At 64.6% G+C, this 19,160-nt stretch carries 17 protein-coding genes; 10 read left to right on the top strand and 7 right to left on the bottom strand.

The window, feature by feature from the left end:
* Window positions 1-5: 5 nt before the first annotated feature.
* Window positions 6-680 (bottom strand): hypothetical protein, encoded by a 675-nt coding sequence (locus PSAL_RS07455; protein WP_119838821.1) that lies wholly within the window; start codon window positions 678-680, stop codon window positions 6-8.
* A 425-nt stretch (window positions 681-1,105) separates the two neighbouring features.
* On the opposite strand from PSAL_RS07455, the gene PSAL_RS07450 reads away from it, so the two are divergent.
* The 9 genes from PSAL_RS07450 to PSAL_RS07410 all read left to right on the top strand — a co-directional run bounded on the left by PSAL_RS07450 (window position 1,106) and on the right by PSAL_RS07410 (window position 11,094).
* Window positions 1,106-1,459, top strand: a complete 354-nt coding sequence (locus PSAL_RS07450; RefSeq protein WP_119838822.1) for an STAS domain-containing protein — start codon at window positions 1,106-1,108, stop codon at window positions 1,457-1,459.
* A 113-nt stretch (window positions 1,460-1,572) separates the two neighbouring features.
* Window positions 1,573-3,252: a solute carrier family 23 protein gene (locus PSAL_RS07445; RefSeq protein WP_196222756.1), complete on the top strand. Its 1,680-nt coding sequence runs from the start codon at window positions 1,573-1,575 to the stop codon at window positions 3,250-3,252.
* A 48-nt stretch (window positions 3,253-3,300) separates the two neighbouring features.
* Complete coding sequence (locus PSAL_RS07440) at window positions 3,301-4,578, top strand: ATP-binding protein (protein ID WP_119838824.1); 1,278 nt, start codon at window positions 3,301-3,303, stop codon at window positions 4,576-4,578.
* On the top strand, window positions 4,575-6,671 hold the full coding sequence (locus tag PSAL_RS07435) for an MFS transporter (RefSeq protein WP_119838825.1): 2,097 nt from the start codon (window positions 4,575-4,577) through the stop codon (window positions 6,669-6,671). Before PSAL_RS07440 ends, PSAL_RS07435 begins: the two co-directional genes overlap by 4 nt.
* Window positions 6,649-7,704 (top strand): ABC transporter substrate binding protein, encoded by a 1,056-nt coding sequence (locus PSAL_RS07430; RefSeq protein WP_119838826.1) that lies wholly within the window; start codon window positions 6,649-6,651, stop codon window positions 7,702-7,704. The genes PSAL_RS07435 and PSAL_RS07430 overlap by 23 nt, the downstream gene beginning before the upstream one ends.
* Window positions 7,705-8,385 (top strand): hypothetical protein, encoded by a 681-nt coding sequence (locus PSAL_RS07425; protein WP_119838827.1) that lies wholly within the window; start codon window positions 7,705-7,707, stop codon window positions 8,383-8,385.
* 5 nt (window positions 8,386-8,390) lie between these two features.
* Complete coding sequence (locus PSAL_RS07420) at window positions 8,391-10,157, top strand: PP2C family protein-serine/threonine phosphatase (RefSeq protein WP_119838828.1); 1,767 nt, start codon at window positions 8,391-8,393, stop codon at window positions 10,155-10,157.
* 93 nt (window positions 10,158-10,250) lie between these two features.
* A complete protein-coding gene (locus PSAL_RS07415; RefSeq protein ID WP_119838829.1) occupies window positions 10,251-10,487 on the top strand; it encodes a hypothetical protein in 237 nt (78 codons plus the stop codon).
* A gap of 157 nt (window positions 10,488-10,644) precedes the next feature.
* Window positions 10,645-11,094 carry a hypothetical protein gene (locus PSAL_RS07410; RefSeq protein WP_119838830.1) on the top strand — a complete coding sequence of 150 codons (450 nt, stop codon included), beginning with the start codon at window positions 10,645-10,647 and terminating at the stop codon, window positions 11,092-11,094.
* 28 nt (window positions 11,095-11,122) lie between these two features.
* Here PSAL_RS07410 and PSAL_RS07405 read toward each other — a convergent pair whose 3' ends face one another.
* The 6 genes from PSAL_RS07405 to PSAL_RS07380 form a co-directional block, all read right to left on the bottom strand.
* A complete protein-coding gene (locus tag PSAL_RS07405; RefSeq protein WP_119838831.1) occupies window positions 11,123-11,854 on the bottom strand; it encodes an SURF1 family protein in 732 nt (243 codons plus the stop codon).
* A 72-nt stretch (window positions 11,855-11,926) separates the two neighbouring features.
* Window positions 11,927-12,346 (bottom strand): cytochrome o ubiquinol oxidase subunit IV, encoded by a 420-nt coding sequence (gene cyoD, locus PSAL_RS07400; protein ID WP_119838832.1) that lies wholly within the window; start codon window positions 12,344-12,346, stop codon window positions 11,927-11,929.
* Entirely contained in the window at window positions 12,346-12,966 is a 621-nt protein-coding gene (cyoC, locus tag PSAL_RS07395) for a cytochrome o ubiquinol oxidase subunit III (protein ID WP_119838833.1), read from the bottom strand. The genes cyoD and cyoC overlap by 1 nt, the downstream gene beginning before the upstream one ends.
* Complete coding sequence (cyoB, locus tag PSAL_RS07390; protein ID WP_119838834.1) at window positions 12,963-14,957, bottom strand: cytochrome o ubiquinol oxidase subunit I; 1,995 nt, start codon at window positions 14,955-14,957, stop codon at window positions 12,963-12,965. The genes cyoC and cyoB overlap by 4 nt, the downstream gene beginning before the upstream one ends.
* A 1-nt stretch (window position 14,958) precedes the next feature.
* A complete protein-coding gene (gene cyoA / locus PSAL_RS07385; RefSeq protein WP_231388645.1) occupies window positions 14,959-16,026 on the bottom strand; it encodes a ubiquinol oxidase subunit II in 1,068 nt (355 codons plus the stop codon).
* 577 nt (window positions 16,027-16,603) lie between these two features.
* The gene (locus PSAL_RS07380; protein WP_119838836.1) at window positions 16,604-17,707 is read right to left on the bottom strand and encodes a DUF475 domain-containing protein; all 1,104 of its coding nucleotides are present in this window, start codon (window positions 17,705-17,707) and stop codon (window positions 16,604-16,606) included.
* Window positions 17,708-17,946: 239 nt separating this feature from the next.
* Here PSAL_RS07380 and PSAL_RS07375 point away from each other — a divergent pair, with 239 nt between their 5' ends.
* Window positions 17,947-18,822, top strand: coding sequence for an aldose 1-epimerase family protein (locus tag PSAL_RS07375; protein WP_119838837.1), 876 nt, complete (start codon window positions 17,947-17,949; stop codon window positions 18,820-18,822).
* Window positions 18,823-19,160 lie beyond the last annotated feature (338 nt).

Here is a 19,160-nt window from a genome sequence, read left to right as displayed (position 1 = left end):
TGCGGCTACCTTCGGGGACTGGGGCGGTTTCGCGCACGCAGACGCCAGACCAGCAGGATGACCAGCAGCAGCACCAGCCCCGTCGTCAGGCTGGTGATCAGGCGGGTCTTCTGGAACAGCGCATCAAGATCTGCCGAAATGTCTTCGACACGGGCGCGTTCGGTTGTCAGGATCGTCTCGGCGCTGGTATCGATCCGCTGGGTCAGGTCCTGGTCGATCCCCCGCACGGAGCGGTCTATGTCGAAGCTGGAAGCAAGATCGCCGACGGTGAACCGGCCCATGGCCTCGCGGTAGATTTCGCCGATACGCCGATGTTCGTCGCGGATCGCGGCAATCTCGTTTTTCTGGGCGGTGTCGAGTTCGGGGAAATCCAGCATGCGGGACAGATTGTCCTGCACCACCGCCTCTTGTTCGGCAAAGCGGGTCCGGTAGCTTTCGAAATCTTCCGGATCATGACCGCGCAGCAAAAGGTTTTTCCAATGCTGGACCTGGATCTTGAAATTCGCCTGGGCCGAGCGCGCTTCGTCCAGCAATTCGGCGCTGTGAATGGCGTCGCGCAATGCGGCATCGCTGCGGCTTTGCATGTAGCTGGCGCTGAAAAGACCTACTCCGGCCAGAAAAAGAACGGCCAGGAACAGCAGGCCGACAAATCGCGCACTGGGCTGGGTTTCTCTGGGCATGGGGACCTGATTGCGAAGCTCGATTATCGTTAAGCCTAAGGTCTGGTCCCTACAAGGCGCAATTGAGTTGATGTTGCAGGGCGACAATCGTCGGTCGGGTTTGGGCGGGCGGGGATTGCTCGCCGCAATTCGGGGCGAAAGGCGATTGAAACGATTGCAGAATCAGTTATTCCCGATGGCTTGGCAGTGCTGCCAACTTGACGCAGTCAATGGATTTGTGAAACCTTCACTGGCAGAAACGATAGATCGTCTACCCGGTCCGCGTTTTGGGCTGGGCGTTTGGGTTTGGGCGATTTGAACCAGACGTTTTGGTTTGGGCGTTTCGGTTGGGCGCATTTCCGATCCGGCCCACGGGCTTGCGGAATCGCCATGACCGGGGCGATAAGATGACAAACAAGAATACGGATCAGATCCGGCGGGGAACAATGAATATTACCGAATACACGGACCGAGATATCGCGGTGACCGGGGTTGGCGGTCGCATCGACGGCACGACCTCTGCCGAGGCCGAAACGGCGATCCTGGCGCGTCTGGCCGAAGTGCCGGCCCTGGTGGTCGATCTGCAGCACGTCGATTACGTCAGTTCCGCCGGGTTGCGGGTGATCCTGAAGGCTGCCAAGGCGGCAAAGGCCTCGGGCGCGCGGCTGGTGTTGGCCGGGCTGACGCCGCAGGTGCGCGAAGTCTTCGACATCAGCGGCTTTTCCTCGGTCCTTGAAATCCACGACAACAGCAAGGAAGCAGTGTCCAGTCTCCTGCAGACCGGCGGCGACGGCGCATGAGCGTTGCGTCCGGTCCGTTCGGAAGGCTGCGTGACTGGCTTTTCGACGTCCCCTTCAGCGCGCCAAAGACGCGACCGGACGACATTCTGTATGGTATAGACGACCGTACCCCGTTGAGTGTTGCGAGCATCGCGGTGCTTCAGCAGGTCCTGCTGACGTTGATGCTGCTGATCTATGCGGTGATCACCGCCCAGCAGATCGGTCTCGATCCGGCGGGGACTGTCCGCTATACCAGCACCTGCATTTTCGGCTTCGGCGCCTCGACCCTGCTACAGGGGATACGGTCGCGTTTGTCGCCGGGGATGCTGATGGTGGCGATTCCCAGCCCCGTGGCCTTCGGGACCTATGTCGCGATCATCGCGGCCTGGGGGCCGGGCGCGGCGGTGGCCTCGGTCATCATCGCGAATATCATCATCCTGTTCATTGCCCCGCAACTGCCCAAGCTGCGTGGCTATTTCCCGCCCGAGGTGGCCGGCGTCGCGGTCTTCATGATCGGCGTCACGATCATCCCCGACGGGGTGCTGCACAGCCTTGCGCCGGATGAACAGGGGCTGGCCTCGATTCCGGCGGCGATTGCCGCTGTGGTGACGCTGGGGGTGATCGTCGCCGCCTCGATCTGGGGCGGGACGAAGCTGCGGGTGATGTCGCTGATCGTCGGGGCGGGGATGGGCACCATCGTGGCGGTACTGCTTGGTGCGGTGAACCATGGCGTCATGGCCTCGCTGCCCGACCTGCCGATCTTTGCGATCCCGCGCCCCACGACCGAGGTCGCCTGGCCGCTTATCGTGCCCTCGGCGATCATGGCCTATACGATCATCGAACTGGTGCATGCGATGGATCAGGTTGCCTCGGCGCTGACCATGGACAAGCTGACGGACAAGAAATGGGTGCGGGCCGATATGTCCGTGACCTCGCGGTCGGTCACCGCCAATGCCATCGGCAACATCATCTGCGGCGGGCTGGGGACGCTGTCGGGCGCAACCTCGACCGCGAATATCGGGCTCTCGCACGCCTGCGGAGTGATGTCGCGCTATGTCGGCATCGGCACAGGGCTGGCGATGATGGCCATGGCCTTCGTTCCGGCCGTGGCGCTGATCATAACCCTGACGCCGGAGCCGGTGGTCGGCGGCGTGCTGCTATACACTGCCGCCTTCATGCTGATCGCGGGCATGGAACTGATCCTGTCGCGGATGATGAATTCCAAGCGTTCCTTCACCGTCGGCTTTTCCATCGTCGTCGGCTTCACCGTGGTGAACCTGCCCTACCTGGTCGAGAACCTGCCACAATGGAGCCAGGCCATCGTCGGCTCCGGCCTGACCTTCGCCGTTGTGACGGCCATTGCGCTGAACGCGCTGTTCCGCATCGGCACCAGCCGCACGGTCAGCGTCACCCTCGACAGGGACCGGCCGCTATCGCATCAGGCCTCCGAACTGCTGGAGCACTGGGGGGGCGAATGGGGCGCCCGGCAGGACGTGGTCATGCGCTGCGGCATCGCCGTGGGCGAGGCGCTGGAAGTGCTGACCGACACCGGGTTGGTGGAAGGCGACGTCCTGCTGACCCTGCGCTTTGACGAGGTCAATCTGCGCAGCACCCTGACCTACCAGGGGACCGCGCCGCAGATCGATGCGGCCACCCAGATCGACCTCGAAGCCCTGATGGCAGACGAGGACGACAGCCTGCTTGACGCCAAGTTAAGCGAGATGTCATCTAACCTCATCCGGCGTCTGGCCGATCGGGTCAGCGTGTCGGACAAGGCAGGCAAGGCCAGCCTGTTGCTGGAGTTCAATCACTGACATCAGGGTATCGCTGACGCGATACGGGCTGAGCCGGGAAGTTACACGATGAGCGAAGACCAGCATCAGGACGGCCCCCGACGTGACGCCCTTGCGCTGCCCGCGCAGGCGGCGCTTCTGCCGCAGGTTTCGGACTGGTTGCTGGGCAGCACGATCCTGCAGGACGCCCCGGAAGGGCTGGCCGGCAAGCTTGACCTAGTGGTCGAGGAATTGTTCCTGAACCTTGCCAACCACGCCTATGCCGATGGGGAAGGAGAGGTCCGCCTGGCGCTGATCGCCAGCGACCGCGACGTGACCCTGCAGATCGAGGACGACGGGGCCGCCTTCGACCCACTGGCCAGCGCCCCGGAACCCGATCTCGATATGGAAATCGACGAACGCGCCATCGGCGGGCTGGGTCTGCATCTGATCCGCAGCCTGTCGGATGCGCAGACCTATGAACGTACGGCAGGGGTCAACCGCCTGACGCTGGTCTTCCGCACCGTCCCCGCAGAGGACCCATCGGCAGCGGCCGCACCTGCGCCCACCCCCACCCCGCGCCGCAAGGCCCCGGGGCTGCACGCGCCTTCGGATCGCGAACGCAAGGGCGTCTTCTTTGCCTTCTTCCTGCGTATCCTGCTTCCTGTCGCCGCCATCATGACCGCCAGCCTGATCATGGCCGCCGGGCTGAACGTGCTGCGGCTTGAACGCGCGTTTCAGGACGCGGCGCAGATCCGCTATGATTCCGTGGCCCGCGAGTTGAGCGACACCATCGCCAGCAGCTTCGGGGCCGGGCTGTCGCTGGGGTCGAACCAGGCGATCCAGGTGGCCATCGACCGCAGCGAGGCGCTGCACGATTCCCTCATCCGCTTTTACGTCACCGATCCCGAGGGGCGCACGATCTATGCCAGCGCGGGCGGTGCGGCCACGCGGCCCGACAGCTTTGCCACCGCGCTGGCAGGCATGACGGATGACCAATCCGACCTGCGCCACGGCATGGATGACGAAACCTTCCTGACCGCCGCGCCGCTGCTGGCGGGCGGAGGCGAGATCGGTACATTGCTGCTGGTCTTCCCCTCGCAGGACCTGTTCGAGGTCACCGCCGACCTGCGCCGCGAAGTCGCCTCGGCCGCGCCGGTGGTGGCGCTGATTTCCCTGCCGCTGATCGGGTTGATCGCGCTTTTGATCATGATCCCGTTCGACCGCCGGTTTCAGCATCAGGCCGACGGGATGCATGACATGGCCGACGGGCTGGACCGCCCGCTGCACCCGCGCGACGGGCCATTGCTGCGCGCAGCCGATGCCATCGCGCTTCAGGTTTCCACCGCCGAGGCGCCGCGCTCATGACCCGCCTGCTTGCCTGGCTCGCCGCCTCGGTCCTGGCCACCGCCATTCTGGCGCCCTTCCTGTTGTTCGGGGTCTATACCTTCGGCATCTACGAACGCGCCCTGCTGCCGCAATACGAGGAACGCGCCGACGTGGTGGCCAGCGGTATCGAACGCCGCCTCAGCCTGGGCCTGCGCCTGTTCGGAGAGCTTTCGGCGCTGCGCGACATCGACGAGATCCTTGCCAATGCCGCCGACAATTCGCCCCAGACCGCCTTTCTTGTGGTGACGGATGCCGCCGGCCAGGTGATCGCGCAGGATCCCCCGGTGGTGGCGAATTTCCAGCAGATGATCCTGGTCACCGACGACAGCGGCGGTTCGGGCCTGAACAAACTGATCGAGACGCGGGTCGAACGGGCCTTCGATCTGATCTTTCCGGCCCCGCCCGAAGCGGAGGAAGGCTGGAGCCATATCTACGAGTCCTACCTGATTTCGCGCCGCCCCATCGGGGATGCGGCCGATCCGGCGGGCTACGTCTACCTCGGAACGGATACGACGCTGCTGGATTCGCTGCGCCGTGATCTGTCGCTGAACATGCTGATCGTCTTTGCCGCCGCCATGTTGCTGGGCTTTGAATGCCTGCTGCTGATCGCCGGCGTCAGCCTGCTGCGGCCGCTGACCGCGCTTCGGTTCCTGCAACAGCAGTTGAGCGACGGGGATCTGCGCCACACGGCCCGCGCCTCCGGCCCCTTCGGCACGGCCGAGCTGATCCGGCAGACCAACCGGTTTATCCGCAACACCATCACTCGGGCGGCGGCGCAAGGGGGCAGCATCACCGGGCTGTCGCTGCCCGGCAGTGGCCATCCGACCCTGTGGCGCGCGCCGGTGGCGCATCTGATCCGGCTGCCGCTGATCCTGTTCTTCCTGTCCGAAGCCATCCTGCGCCCCTCGCTGCCGCTGTTCCTGCAAGGCATCCTGCCGGTGGGGCAGGGCGGGCAGGATCTTCAGGTCGGGCTGGCGATGGCGGCCTTCCTGCTGGCCTCGCTGATCGGGATCGTGGTCGGCGCACGGTTCTGCAACCGGGCGCGGGTCAAGCGGGTGATCCTGCTGGGCGTCGTGGTCAGCGCGCTTGGCACCTTCGGCCATGTGATCGTCGCGACCGTGGCCGAGGCCGCGCTGTTCCGGGGCGTCGCGGGCCTGGGCTATGGCATCGTCTATGCCGCCGCCCAGGTCTATATCGTCGAACATTCCGACCGTCGCCGCCGCACCACCGGCTTTTCGCTGTTCTTCATCGCCGTGGTCGGTGCCGACATCGTCGGCCCGGCCATCGGCGGCATCCTCGCGGACCGGCTGGGCGTCGATGCGGCCTTCTACATGGCGACCACGGCGCTGGCGCTGTCCTTCATGACCACGCTCGGCATTCTGCCGTCGGAAAAGCCGCTGCCGAAACCGCCGCGCCCCTCGTTCCGCGAAAGCCTGCACCCCACCGGCGCGATCCTGCGCAACCGGCGCTACATCGGGCTGATCTTCGGCATGGCGATCCCGGCGAAACTACTGCTGAACGGCGGTCTGTTCCTGTGCCTGCCGCTGGCGGTGGCCTCGCTTGGCGGCGGCGCGGCGGCGGCGGGGCAGTTGTTCATGATCTACGGGCTTGTCGTGTTGCTCAGCGCCTCGCTGATCGCCCGCGCCATCGACCGCTGGAACCTGGTTGCCCCGGTGGTCTGCATCGGCACCATCATGTCCGCCCTTGCGCTGGCGCTGCCGGAACTGGTCGGCAGCAGTTGGGCGCTGGTGCCATGCGTCGCGATCTTTGCCTTCGGGCAGGCCCTGTCGGTGCCTTCGCAGATGAGCTTTCTTCTGCATCTCACGCCCAGTGAACAGACCCGCTTCGGCGCTGCCACGGTCATCGGCCAGTACCGCTTCATGGAGCGGCTCGGTTCGCTGGCGGGACCGATCATCGGCGCGGCGTTGCTGACCATTCTCACCCCGACCCAGTCGCTGCTGTGCCTTGGCCTTGTCGCCATGCTGCTGGCAGGACTGGCGAGCACATATTTCCTGATCGTCGGTGAATGCGACGAAGAAGAGGCCATAGATGCGCTGCTTGTCCGTACCTGATTACACCCTGTCCCGCTGCAGGCGCGCGCTGCGGTCCCTGCTGACGGTCGCGTCCCTTGCAATCCTGCCGGTAGGGGCCCACGCACAGGAGCCCAAGTCGATCTTCATGGTGCTCTGGCGCGGTGAAACCGAGGTCGAACAGGGGTTCCGCGACTATTTCGCCGAACGCGATCTGCCCGTCACCTATCAGGTCGTCTCGGTCGATCGCGATGTCTCGCATCTGCCCGGGATCCTGAAGCAGATCGAGGCGGCCGACCCCGATCTGGTTTACTCCTGGGGCACACCGAACACGCTTGGCATCGCGGGCCGGGATCCGGGTGTGGCCGGGGCTGCGGACTATCCGCCACAGATCACAGATCGGCCCATCGTCTTCGCCATGGTCTCGCAGCCTGTGGAATCCGGCGTGGTGGGGGAAAGCCAGTTGAGCGGGCGCAATGTGACCGGGGTCAGCCACGTGGTGCCGATGGAGACCCAGATCCAGGCGATGCAGGCCTATATGCCCGTCGACCGCATCGCCGTGATTTATACCGATGCCGAAGTGAATTCGGTCCAGGCAGTTGCGCAACTGCGCGCCATCGGGGAATCCTACGGGCTGCGGATCGACAGCTACAAGGTCCCACTGGATGGCGAAGGCCAGCCCGATCCGACCACGATACCGGCGCTTGTGGCCGAAGCGGCCGCCGCCGGTCCACAGTTCCTGTACCTCGGTCCGGATTCCTTCCTTGGCGAATACGCCGCCGAAATCGCGGATGCGGCCAATGCCGAAGGGCTGGCCACCTTCGCCGCGACCGAGGTGCCGCTTGCCTCGTCGGACGCGCTTTATGGCCTGGTCGCACCCTACTACGACGTGGGGCGTTTCGCGGCGCAGAAGGCCGAACAGGTGCTGTTCCAAGGCGTCGATCCCGGTACCATCCCGGCCGAAACCCTGCCGAGATTTTCCTACCGCGTGCGTCTGGACGTGGCACAGCGCCTTGGCATCCTGCCGGCGATGTCGTTGATGGACTACGCCGAAATCGTCGATGGCAGCCGCTAGATGACCGGACTGGAAGACGCCATGCAGGCCGGTCTGAAGGCCGCGCAGGCCCAGTGCCCGCCGGGGCAGCGCCTGGCGCTGGCGGGGCCGAAGGATTTCGACGCGCTTGCGGCCATCAGCGCCGAAGCGGCGGCATTCGTCGGTCTCGATGTCTTCGGCCTGCAGGACGCGGCCTTCTTCGCCTCGATACGGGAACGGGGCGCGGTGATCCTTCAGATCCTGCGCCACGACATCCCCGAAGGCTATTCCGTGGTCGGTCCGGCCGCGCAGATGGCCGGATTGTTTGCCGGGGAGGACGACAAGGGCTTGTTGTTCGGCACCGCCTTGCGCGCCGGGCTGCGCGGCCAGGGCTGGCAGAGGCGGATGATCCGCCTGCGATGCGCGGCCCTGTTCGCGGCCGGATTTGGCGGCGCCAAGGCCTTTGTCTCGCCCTGGAACCATGCTTCGCTGACCAATCTGCTGGGCGATGGCTTTGCGGTGGTGAGCCATGATTTCAGCTATTACCAGCGCCACCGCTTCATCGTGGAACGCCCCGCCAAGGGCTGGGGGGCACTGGGCGCGGGCGAAACGCAGGCCCTGACCCTGCCGCCGGATGGGGACCTGGAGGACCACCGGCATCTGCTGGCCAGCGGGTGGCGCGGGATGGACATGGCGCGGCCCCAGATGCTGTATCGGCGGTAGATCCAATGCTGAGGACCCATTCCCTTCGCGGCCGTATTGCGTTGATTGCCACGGCGGCCCTGCTGATCGTCACGGCGATCCTGCTGCTTTACGCGGAGGGGCGCGCGACGCTGCAACGCGAACGCTATGCCGCCGATCAGCTGGCCAGCAGCGAGGAACTGCTGTCCACGGTGATCGATCTCGACACGGCGCTGCTGCATCGCATCGCCTCGGATCTGGCCAACCAGCCGGCGATGGATGCGGTGCTGGCCAGCAGCGACGAGACCGCCCTGGCGCAGTTGCGATCCCTGGTTGCGGCGGCGACGGATGCCACCGGCGCGCGGCTGGCGGTGACGATCCTCGATGCGCGGGGCGGGGTGGCCGCGCGGCTCGGCTCGGCCCTGACCGGTGATGCGATCGAGGCCGACAAGGCCGAGAACGGGCTGAACCCCACCGCCGAGGGCGCGCTTCGTCTGGCTGCCGTGGAACCGGTGCGGCAAGGCAACCGGGTCACCGGCACAGTGGTGACCTCACTGGATCTGCTGGGGCGCACGGGGCGTTTCTTCAGCTCTGCCGCCGCAATCGGCGTGCTGACGCCCTCGGGCATCCAGATGAACCGCCCCGCCCCGGCGCGCCTGTCCGATATGGTCGCGACCTGCTGTTCCGGCGTCGCCTCCAGCGTCAGTTTCCGCGACGACGGGGCCCGCTACATCACCGCCGCGATCCCGTTGCTGAATGGCAATGGCGACCAATTGGGCGAATTCATCAGCCTGCGCGACGTGACCGCCTCCAGCCAGCGGCATTTCATCTACGGGAGTGTCGCGGCCGTCACGCTGGTGCTGGCGATCCTGCTGACGCTCGGCACGCTGATGCGGGTCGTGCGGGTGTCCTTCCGTCCGCTTGGCGCGGTGGTCAAGCTGCTGCAGCAGATGGCCGACGGGTCGACCAGCCTGACCCTGAAACCGATGGAAGCCTCCGCCGAGATCTCGGCGTTGATCGACACGGTGGAACGGGTGCGGGCAGGGCAGGAGGCGCGCGACCGGCTGGTCAAGCTGGACAGCCAACTGGCTGCGGCGCGCAATGTGCAGCAATCTCTGGTGCCGTCGAAATTCGACCTCGCTCCCGGCCTTTCGCTGTTCGGGTCCATGCAGCCGGCCGAAGAGGTCGGCGGTGATTTCTTCGACCTGTTCGAGATGCAGGACGGGCGGATCGCGCTGCTGATCGCGGATGTCTCGGGCAAGGGCATCGGCCCGGCCCTGTTCGCGGCACGGTCCAGCATGGTGCTGCGCGCCAATGCCAGCAAGTTCTCGGACCTGGCCGAGATCGTCGGCGCCACCAATGACCAGCTTTGCGAACACAATACAGAGGACCTGTTCATCACCCTGTTCCTTGCGGCCATCGACCCTGCGACCGGGCAGGGAACCTGCGTGAACTGCGGGCATTGCCAGCCCTTCGTGGTTGGCCCGGACGGCGGCGCCCGCCATATCACGCCGCCCAACAACATCGTGCTCGGGGCCTTCGACGACTTTCCGTTCCAGACCGCGCCACTGGAAATCGGCCCCGAGGACACGCTGCTGGTCTTCAGCGACGGGTTCGACGAGGCGCAGAATCCCGACGGCGAATTGCTGGGCGATGCCCGCGCGCAAGAGATCGCCGGTCGTCATGGGCGCATCGCGGTGCAGGATCTGGTTCAGGCGATCCAGCAGGATATCGACAGCTTCGCCGATGGCGCCTCGCAGGCCGATGACATCACGCTGCTGGCAATCCAGCGCGAACCCGTGTCGCGGGGCTGACACCTGTGCCGGGATGCTGGGCGGATCAAGCGAATTTCAACCAATTATTAACCAATATCTCCTGAAGTCCTCTTGTCAGCCAAGGGGGCCTTCATGAGCCAGATCGTCGATTTTCCGTCCTGCAAGGTATCGCGTCGCAGAGGCAAGCCTGCGGGGGGGGGCGGTACGCTGCTGGCCATGGCGCATGTGAACATGCGCTCGGTTCTGGATCTGGTGCGCTGCCTGCGCGAGATGGAGGATCAGGTGGTGCTGGATGAATTCAACCGTGCGCCCTGCGTCCCGGGCAAGGCGCAGACCGCGCCCTTGAACCGGCTGGATACCCGGCCCTGAAGCCAGTCTGGTGACTTTGTGCCAATGTCCCGCCGAAAGCGCGGCCAACTGCGCAGGGTACGGAAAATGCAATCCATCGCGGGATTGATCCCTGCACGTCATGCGTGCATGCTTGGGGCGGGATGCCCGATTTGCTGCCGTGTGGCTGTGGGCCGCGATGCAGGAGATCAGCTTGCCGGGATCAGAGCCGCTTGGACGTCAGCAGATCTTTCGCGATCTCTTGATCGAAGAGGACGAGTTTTCGCGCTGCGTCAGTCTGGTTGATGACCCGGTCTTCTGGGTCCGCGTCCGAAAACCCACAAAGGGCGAATGGCGGGTGACCGACCTAAACCCCGGTGCGGCTTCGGTGCTTGAGACGGGGTTGGCTTTGCGCGCATTGCTGGAAAATGCGCCGCGCCCACCGTCCATGCTGATCTGCGATGTGCTGCCCGATTGGCGCGAAGACGCGGTGCCCGCGCTTGGCATGGAACGCCGCCTGACGGCCACGCGGGAAATCCTAGCGGTTGCCCTTGGCATCCCCGGCGATGATCTGAAGACCGAGCTGCGCGAAGTCGCGGGCCGGCTCAACCTGCGGGTCGCGGTTCCGGCGCCGCATATGTTGCATTGAACCGGAACGCCTTCGGTCATGCCTCTGGTCAGTCCGCCGCGCCTTCGCCGCGCACTTCGCTGCGCAGGAACAAGGCGTAGCCGCCCAGGACCATCAACGCCAACCCGTACCAGGTCAGCGCATAGCTCAGATGGGCATTGCGGAAGCTGACGACGGTCTGCCCGGCCAGCGGCCAGGCATCGGCATCAACCAGTTCGGCATCGACGAAATAGGGCGCGGCGGGGGCAAGGCCAAGCGCCTCGGTGATCGAACCGATGTCGCGGCGATACCATTGCCGCGCCTCGGGGTCGCTGTCGCGGGAAAACAGCCAGGCCTCGTCTTCGGATATCCGCAGCAGGCCGGTCACCTGCTGGTCGCCCGCCGGGGCGGTGCGGGTCGCGGGGTCCTTCAGCCTTTCGGGGACAAGGCCGCGATTGACCATCACCACGCTGCCATCATCGCGCCGCAGCGGCGTCATCACCCAGTAGGACGGGCCGAGGTCCGAGGGCGTGTAGATCTGCACCTCGTCCGCGTTCAGGAATTGCCCGTTCAGGGTGACATGGCGGTATTCATCGCTTTCGCGGGTGATCCGGGGCCAGTCCTGCGGGCCGGGGGCGGGGACGGCAGGGGCATCGACACGGGCATCGACCCGTTCGATCAGCGCGGCTTTCCAGTGCAGGCGCTGCACCTGCCAAGTGCCGAGGGCAAGGAACCCGGCAAGGCCAAGGGCAGCAACAAGGGTGACGATAATCAGGCGGGGCCAGCGCAGGCGGGTCGACATCGGGGATCTCCAATGAAAAGGGGCCGGAAGATCCGGCCCCCGTTGGTCTGTCATCGTGAACGGCAGGGCCGCTCAGCTGTGGTTTTCAGGCGTGCCGTGCAGGGCTGGTGCATCGGGCATCTGCATCATGTCGTGGCCTTCGGGCATTGGCATCATGTTTTCGTTCATGTTGTGCATCACCCAGAGCGACCCGGCCAGCACGATGCCAAGGATGACCACCGCAAGGCCGGTCGCCGCCAGGGTCCAGCCGCCTTCGGCGCTGCCGTTGACATGCAGGAAGAAGACCAGGTGCACGATGATCTGCACGGCCGCGAGGCCCATGATGATTCCGATCATCGTCCGGCGGGGCAGGTCGACATCGCCCATCACCAGGTAGAAGGGGATCACCGTCAGGATCACGGCAAGGCCGAAACCGATCATCAGCCGCCCAAGGGTGCCGTGACCGCCGCCGCCATGGGCTGCACCGCCATGGGAATGTGTTGAGTCGCTCATCAGACCAGCTCCACCAGGTAAACGAAGGAAAAGACCCCGATCCAGATCAGGTCGAGGAAGTGCCAGAACATGCTCAGCGTCGACAGCCGACGCATGTTGGCCCCGGTCAGGCCCTTCTGGCGCAATTGCACCATCAGGGTGACCAGCCAGATGATCCCGGCGGTGACGTGCAGCCCGTGGGTGCCGACCAGCGTGAAGAAGGCCGACAGGAAGGCCGACCGGTCCGGGCCTGCGCCGAGGTGAATCAGGTGGTGGAATTCGTAGATTTCCATCCCGATGAAAGCGAGACCGAAAAGCCCGGTCACCGCCAGCCAGAGGATCGTGTTGTTCAGCTTCTGCGCCTCGGCCTGCAACATGGCGAGGCCGAAGGTCACGGACGAGATCAGCAGCAGCGCCGTTTCCACCGCCACGAAGCCGGGTTCGTACAGATCCAGCGGACCGGGGCCGCCGGCGTAGCCTCCGCCGAGAACGGCGAAGGTCGCGAAGAGGCAGCCGAAGATGATGCAATCGCTCATCAGGTAGATCCAGAAGCCGATCGGCGTCGGGCTGGCATGGGCATGGGCGTCATGCCCGCCGGTCGCCGCATGGGCCACCGGGTGGTTCACATCCATGGACGTCATGCCAGGGCCTCCTTGTTTTCGGTCAGGGCGACTTCTTCTTCGGGGATGTAGTAGTCGCGGTCGTAGTTGAAGGTATGTGCGATGGCGATGCCGATGCAGGCCAGGAAGGAGACGATCGCCAGCCACCAGATGTACCAGACCATGGCAAAGCCACAGACCAGGGCCGCACCGGACAGGATCACGCCGGTGGCCGTGCCCCGGGGCATGTGGATCGGGCTGTACCGCTCGGACCACTGGAAGCCATCGGCCTTCATCCGCCACCATTCGTCGCGTTCCACGACATGCAGTTCCTCGGGGAAGTTATAGGGCGCGGGCGGCGATTGCGTCGCCCATTCCAGCGTCCGGCCCCCCCAGGGATCGCCACCGACGGCCAGCGCCTTGCGGTCGCGGATCGAGACGGCGAACATCACGAAGGTGCAGATGATGCCCAGCAGGATCAGCACCGCGCCGAAGGCGGCCACGATGAAGTAGATCTGCCAGCCGGTGTCCATGTAGCTGTTCAGACGCCGGGTCGCCCCCATAAGCCCAAGCGCGTAAAGCGGCACGAAGGCAAAGAAGAACCCGGTGAACCAGAACCAGAAGCTGCGCCGCCCCCAGGTGTCGTTCAGCCGGAAGCCGAAGGCCTTGGGGAACCAGTAGCTGACCCCGGCCATGATGCCGAAGATTACCCCGCCGATGATGACATTGTGGAAGTGGGCGACAAGGAACAGTGTATTGTGTAGCTGGAAATCGACCGGCGGCACGGCCAGCAGCACACCCGACATGCCCCCGATGGTGAAGACGATGATGAAGCCGAGGGTCCACAGAAGCGGGGTCTCGAACCGGACGCGGCCCTTGTAGAAGGTGAACAGCCAGTTGAAGACCTTGACCCCTGTCGGCACGGCGATGATCATCGTCGTGATCCCGAAGAAGGTATTCACATTGGCGCCCGAGCCCATGGTGAAGAAGTGGTGCAGCCAGACGAGGAAGGACAGCACCATGATGCAGGCGGTGGCCCAGACCATGGTCTTGTAGCCGAAGATCGCCTTGCCGGAATAGGTCGCGACGATTTCCGAGAAGATGCCGAAGCAGGGCAGGATCAGGATGTAGACCTCCGGGTGACCCCAGATCCAGATCAGGTTCACGTACATCATGGCGTTGCCGCCGAAGTCGTTGGTGAAGAAGTGCATGCCCAGGTAGCGGTCCAGCGTCAGCAGGGTCAGCGTGGCCGTCAGCACCGGGAAGGCGGCAACGATCAGCACGTTGGTGCACAGCGTGGTCCAGGTGAAGATCGGCATCTTCATCAGGCTCATGCCCGGCGCGCGCATCTTGAAGATGGTGGCCAGCATGTTGATCCCCGAAAGGGTGGTGCCGACCCCCGCGATCTGAAGCGACCAGAGATAGTAATCCATCCCCGGCCCGGTCGAATAGCTCGACCCCGACAAGGGCGGGAAGGCCAGCCAGCCGGTCCGGGCGAATTCACCGATGAACAGCGACAGGTTCAGCAGCAGCGCGCCGGAGACCGTCATCCAGAACGAGAAGTTGTTCAGGAAGGGGAAGGCCACGTCCCGCGCGCCGATTTGCAGCGGCATGACGAAGTTCATGAAGCCGGTGATGAAGGCCATGCCGACGAAGAAGATCATGATGACCCCATGCGCCGTGAAGACCTGATCGAAGTGGTGCGGCGGAAGGTAGCCCTCTGCGCCCCCGGCGGCCATGGCCTGCTGGGCGCGCATCATCAGCGCATCGGTAAAGCCCCGGACCAGCATGATGAAGCCCAGCACCATGTACATGATGCCGATCTTCTTGTGGTCGACCGTGGTGACCCAGTTCTTCCAGAAGGGCATCCAGAGCCGGAAATAGGTCATCAGGAAGAACCCGATCAGACCGGCAAGGGCGACGCCTGCGAAGGTGCCGATCAGGATCGGTTCGTGGTAGGGGATCCAGTCCAGGTTGAGGCGGCCGAAGATCGGCGACACCGTCTGGGCCGGAAGTGCATGTTCCGTTGCCATGTTATACTTTCTCCTGCTCGGCGGGCAGACCGCAAAGCTGATCGGGATCGTTCCAGGGATATTGCGACAGCAGGTCGTGATCGGACTGCGACCCCGGCAGCGGTGGCATCAGGTTGCCGTGCCCGTCGATGCGGCGCGGGTTGTCGTATTCATAGGCGGCGGCATTGGGAATGCCTTCCTTGCCGCCGCCGCCATGCATGTCCTGCATCATCATCTGACTCATGCAGACCTTGCCGTCTTCGACACAGAGCCCGACGATCCGGTCGAACAGCCCCTCGGCGACATTGCCGAAATGCTGGACCGGAGCGGCGATGCTGGGCTTTTCAAGCTCCATGTAGGCGGCGCGCGTCAGGGCCGTGTCGCCGTTGCGTGCCTTCTGCACCCAGGCGTCGAAATCGCCTTCCTCCATCGCCAGCGTGTCAAAGGTCATCTGGCTGAAGCCCGGCCCCGAATAATGGGCCGACCGACCCGCGAAGGTGCCGGCGTGATCGGCCACAAGGTGCAGCTTGGTCTCCATCCCGGCCATGGAATAGACCATGCCGCTCAGCGCCGGGATCGACAGGGTGTTCATCACCGTCGAAGAGGTCAGGCTGATCTCGACCGGGCGCCCGGCGGGCAGGGCCAGTTCATTGACCGCGGCGACACCTTCTTCGGGGTAGATGAACAGCCATTTCCAGTCGAGCGAGACCGCTTCGACCTTCAGCGGCGTGCCGGCGATGTCGAGCGGGCGATAGGGGTCCAGCCGGTGGGTGTAGACATATGTGACCGCGCCAAGCGCCACGATGATCGCGACGGGCACGCCCCAGATCAGGACCTCCAGCTTGGTGGAATGGATGAAGGAGGGATCGTAATCCGAGGGGTCGGGCCGGTCGGCGCGGTACTTCCAGGGCAGGTAGATCCCGAGGAACAGCACCGGGATGATGACGATCAGCATCAGCAGGGTCGAGATGATCAGCAGGTTGCGTTCCTGCACCGCCACCCAGCCACTGGGCGCGAGAACGTCATAGCGACACCCCGCCAGCAACAGGGCCGAAGCCGCAATCATGGGGAGTTTGACGAATCTGAGCAATGTAAGCCTCTTATTGCTTGTCCGGCAGTGCCCTGACGGGACGGCCCGCTGAAATCCGGACCCGGAGCGGGTCAGGGGGCGGGCGGAAGCCGGAAATCGTAATGACCCCCAGCGATTAGGCCCGCAGTCCGCGGGACACGAGGCGGCAATCCGACGCAAGCAAGTAGGGCAGGGCGCGGGAACTAACCCTCTGACGGGGATCACGATTCTGAGAGCGGGAAAAAGATGCGTCGGCGACTCAGTTACAGATCTGCGCCCGAGGACGGGGGCTTGTCCGGCGCGGAGCCGGTAAGGTATTTGTAAAGACGGGGAAAATCGTGCCGCGATGCAGCACGGCCTTTGGTATGGCGGTGCGCGCAGTTTCCCGATTGAGGCGAAGCAGAAAACTTATGGACCCGCCAAAGACGCAGAGGCGAAAATCCCCGTCATGCGAATTCGCGAATCTCGGTATGTGTTCGCTGCATGGCAAATTCGTGCAGCTGCAAAACCCCTGCGGGATTTGCATGACTAGTCAGGGGACTTCGGGTTGTACGGCCGCCGGTTGCGCGGGAACCGACAGGTGCGATTCCCGCGCAGGTCAGGCCGCTTCGGTCCCGTGCCGGCGGTTCCAGCGCAGCGAGGACCAAAGCGATATGCCGATCAATCCCGCGCCGCCAAGGCCGGTCACCACTTCGGGGATCTCGGTCAGGGTCTGGATGTACATTATGACCGACAGGGCGATGATCGCGTAGAAGGCCCCATGTTCCAGGAACCGGTACTGGGTCAGCGTGCCCTTCTCGACCAGCATGATGGTCATGGACCGGACGTACATCGCTCCGATCCCCAGCCCGATGGCGATCACGAACAGGTTCTTGCTGAGCGCGAAGGCCCCGATTACCCCGTCAAAGGAAAACGAGGCATCGAGCACTTCGAGGTACAAAAAGGCCCCAAGCCCGCCCTTGGCGGCCGTCCCGAGCGCGGCATCGCGGTGGTCGAGGAACTGTCCCATGACATCGACCAGCACGAAGGTTGCCAGCCCCCAGAGCGCGGCGCCGAGGAATATCGTCCGGTCCGGCCCATGCTGAAAGTGCGAAAAGCCCAGGATCAGGAGCAGGACCACTGCCACCTCGACAGAGCGGATGGAGGCAAAGCGCGCCAGCCGGGGTTCGATCCAGGGCAGCCAGTGGATGTCCTTTTCATCGTCGAAGAAGAACTTCAGCCCGACCATCATCAGGAAGGTGGCCCCGAAGGCCGCAATCGGCAGATGGGCGTCATGCATGATGTGGCTGTAGGCGGCCGGGTCCGAGCCCGCCATCACCAGCGCCTGCCAGGGGCCGACGTTGGCCGCGATCACCACGATCAGCAGCGGGAAGACGATGCGCATGCCGAAAACGGCGATCAGGATGCCCCAGGTCAGAAATCTCTGGCGCCAGACCGGGGTCATGGTCTTCAGCTTGTTGGCATTCACGATGGCATTGTCGAAGGACAGGCTGATTTCCAGCACCGCCAGAACGGCACAGATCATCAGCGATGTCAGCGCGCCCGACAGGGTGCCGGTGAACAGCCAGCCCAGCCAGGTGCCCAGCACGAGCCCGAGGAAGGTCACCAGGAAGGCCCATCGGAAATAGCCCAGTAGGCCGCGCGCACCTGCGCCCGACGCTCCAGGCGCGGAGACGCGGTCTCGAATCGTAGTCTTGTCCATAAGGATTTGGTCCAGACGGCTGGATCGGGTCGCAGCGCCGACATCACGGAAGCGCCGTCACTTCCGTCAGAGGGGCCCGGTCGCTGCACGGATGCCTGCATCCGATAGTGGCATCATAGACAAGAAGGCAGCCTGCGTAAACGCGCGCCTTGCGGCAAGGGTGTGCTGACTGTTGCAGGGACGTCTCCGGCCCCCTAACCCTTGAACCGACAGCCGCGCGCAACCTCGGAGACCCCGCGATGACCCAGGATTTGACCACGATCAGCAGCCCCGATCTTTCGGTGACCCTGTCCCCCCTCGGGGCCGAGATGCAGGCCATCACCCTTGCGGATGGGCGCGAATTGCTCTGGCACGGCGATCCGGCGCATTGGTCGGGCCGCGCGCCGGTCCTGTTCCCGATCGTCGGGCGCGCGCCGGACGACATCCTGTCTTCGGGCGGGGTGGAGGCACCGATGAAACAGCACGGTTTCGCCCGTCGCAGTACCTTCGAGCTGGAAGAGGCCACCGCCTCGCTCGCGCGGTTCGTGCTGACCGACAGCGACGAAAGCCGCGGGGTCTATCCCTTTCTCTTTCGCCTGACGCTGACCTACCGGGTCGAGGGCGCGCAACTTTCGGTACTGGCCGAGGTCGAGAACCGCGACAGCCACGACATGCCCTTCGGCCTTGGTTTCCACCCGGCCTTTGCCTGGCCGCTGCCCGGCGCGGAAGGCGAGGACCATCACATCCTGCTGCGCGACGACGCCGAACCGGCGTTGGCGCGTCTGACCGATGGCTATCTGACCGACGACCGGTTGCCCTCGCCCTTCGACAAGGGTCTGCTGACCGTGACGCCGGACCTGTTCGAGGCGGACGCGATGATCTTTCCCGAAGGCAGCGGGTCCGAGCTGCTTTATGCCGCTCAGGGTGGCGATGCGCCGGCGCTGCGCTTTCGGTTCGAAAACACGCCCAACCTCGGGATCTGGACGAAGCCCGGCGCGCCCTTCCTGTGCATCGAGCCCTGGCATGGCATGGCCGCGCGTCAGGGCGCCGGGCCTGAGATCACCGAGCGCCCGAACACCGTCCGCCTGTCCCCCGGCGCGACGCAGCGCTTCGGCTACGAGGTCAACGTGGAGTGATCCGATGCTCCCCCTGATGCCCGCGCGGTGATGGTAAGAAATTGGAAACCAATTGGCGCGATGCGGCTTGCCGCACGGGCTGTTGGGGACCTATCTTACCTGCGGTGGCCGTGGTTTCTTTGGGGGAATCCGACGCGCGCGCGGGTGAATGATCCGCAACGGAAAGCGGCTTCGCAAGGGGGCCGCAATCTGCAAGATCCGAATGACCTGCAAGACCTGAACGATCTGCATGAACCGGACACAGGGCAGGGCCCGCAGGTTTCGCAGACGCTGAACGATCCGCAATCGGGGGCCGTACCGCAAAGGGTGGCCGTTCCGGAGATGTGGGACGTTTCGTG

It is taken from the genome of Pseudooceanicola algae (genome assembly GCF_003590145.2).
Taxonomy (GTDB): Bacteria; Pseudomonadota; Alphaproteobacteria; order Rhodobacterales; family Rhodobacteraceae; genus Pseudooceanicola; species Pseudooceanicola algae.
This window is presented reverse-complemented; position numbering and strand designations above follow the sequence as displayed.

Coding starts and splice junctions, on each gene's coding strand:
- PSAL_RS07455 (WP_119838821.1), bottom strand. CDS start 680: ATGCCCAGAGAAACCCAGCCCAGTGCGCGATTTGTCGGCCTGCTGTTC.
- PSAL_RS07450 (WP_119838822.1), top strand. CDS start 1,106: ATGAATATTACCGAATACACGGACCGAGATATCGCGGTGACCGGGGTT.
- PSAL_RS07440 (WP_119838824.1), top strand. CDS start 3,301: ATGAGCGAAGACCAGCATCAGGACGGCCCCCGACGTGACGCCCTTGCG.
- PSAL_RS07435 (WP_119838825.1), top strand. CDS start 4,575: ATGACCCGCCTGCTTGCCTGGCTCGCCGCCTCGGTCCTGGCCACCGCC.
- PSAL_RS07430 (WP_119838826.1), top strand. CDS start 6,649: ATGCGCTGCTTGTCCGTACCTGATTACACCCTGTCCCGCTGCAGGCGC.
- PSAL_RS07425 (WP_119838827.1), top strand. CDS start 7,705: ATGACCGGACTGGAAGACGCCATGCAGGCCGGTCTGAAGGCCGCGCAG.
- PSAL_RS07420 (WP_119838828.1), top strand. CDS start 8,391: ATGCTGAGGACCCATTCCCTTCGCGGCCGTATTGCGTTGATTGCCACG.
- PSAL_RS07415 (WP_119838829.1), top strand. CDS start 10,251: ATGAGCCAGATCGTCGATTTTCCGTCCTGCAAGGTATCGCGTCGCAGA.
- PSAL_RS07410 (WP_119838830.1), top strand. CDS start 10,645: ATGCAGGAGATCAGCTTGCCGGGATCAGAGCCGCTTGGACGTCAGCAG.
- PSAL_RS07405 (WP_119838831.1), bottom strand. CDS start 11,854: ATGTCGACCCGCCTGCGCTGGCCCCGCCTGATTATCGTCACCCTTGTT.
- cyoD (WP_119838832.1), bottom strand. CDS start 12,346: ATGAGCGACTCAACACATTCCCATGGCGGTGCAGCCCATGGCGGCGGC.
- cyoC (WP_119838833.1), bottom strand. CDS start 12,966: ATGACGTCCATGGATGTGAACCACCCGGTGGCCCATGCGGCGACCGGC.
- cyoB (WP_119838834.1), bottom strand. CDS start 14,957: ATGGCAACGGAACATGCACTTCCGGCCCAGACGGTGTCGCCGATCTTC.
- PSAL_RS07380 (WP_119838836.1), bottom strand. CDS start 17,707: ATGGACAAGACTACGATTCGAGACCGCGTCTCCGCGCCTGGAGCGTCG.
- PSAL_RS07375 (WP_119838837.1), top strand. CDS start 17,947: ATGACCCAGGATTTGACCACGATCAGCAGCCCCGATCTTTCGGTGACC.